Source organism: Actinoallomurus acaciae (assembly GCF_042429965.1).
GTDB classification, from domain to species: Bacteria; Actinomycetota; Actinomycetes; order Streptosporangiales; family Streptosporangiaceae; genus Actinoallomurus; species Actinoallomurus acaciae.
Genome location: NZ_JBHLZP010001240.1, coordinates 1 through 680, shown reverse-complemented (window position 1 = coordinate 680; position 680 = coordinate 1). Strand labels below are relative to the sequence as shown.

The following is a 680-nucleotide window of genomic DNA, read 5'->3' as shown; positions in this document are numbered from 1 at the left end:
CTGGCTGGTGCGCCGGCTCGCGGCGGCGCTGAGCGCCCGCCTGGCGGCCGAGCTCGCCGGCGGCCTCTCCGACGTCCTGGCCGAGGCGATCAAGGACGTCTGCGCCGCGCACGGCGACACCTGCGACCTGGCCAACCCCGACAGCCCCTCCTCGACGGTCGCGATCGCCCGCTGGGGCCGCGACGAGCTGGAGTGCCTCGTGCTCGCCGACTCGCCCGTCGTGGTGCGGCGCGCGGACGGCTCGGTCGTCGTCGTGGAGGACGACCGACTCGAACGGCTCCCGGGCGGCCCGCCGTACACGCTCGAGACGGTCCGGGCCCACCGTAACCGGCCGGGCGGCTTCTGGGTGGCGAGCACCAGTCGCGCCGCCGCGTACGAGGCGATCACCGCGACGTTCCCGTGGGCGGAGGTCGACACGGTCGCGCTGCTCAGCGACGGCGTCACCCGGCTGGTCGAACGCTTCGGCCGTACGTGGCCGGACCTGCTGCGGGAGCTGCGGAGCGCCGGGCCGGACCGCGTGATCGACCTCGTACGGGAGGCCGAACTCGCCGCGCCGGCCACGCGCGGCAAGCCGCACGACGACGCCACCGCGCTGGTCGTGACACGTGGCTGAACCCGCGGAGCCCGGCCACGCCCGGCGCCTCGGGGCGCTCGGCCTGGCGCGCGACCCCATCGGGGAC

Annotated in this window: 1 protein-coding gene; it reads left to right on the top strand. The window is 76.8% G+C overall.

What is annotated here, in order from left to right; translation table 11 throughout:
- Nucleotides 1-613: protein phosphatase 2C domain-containing protein (locus ACFFNX_RS51870; protein ID WP_378213880.1), on the top strand; the 613-nt coding region annotated here is incomplete at its 5' end.
- Between the last annotated feature and the right edge of the window lie 67 nt (nt 614-680).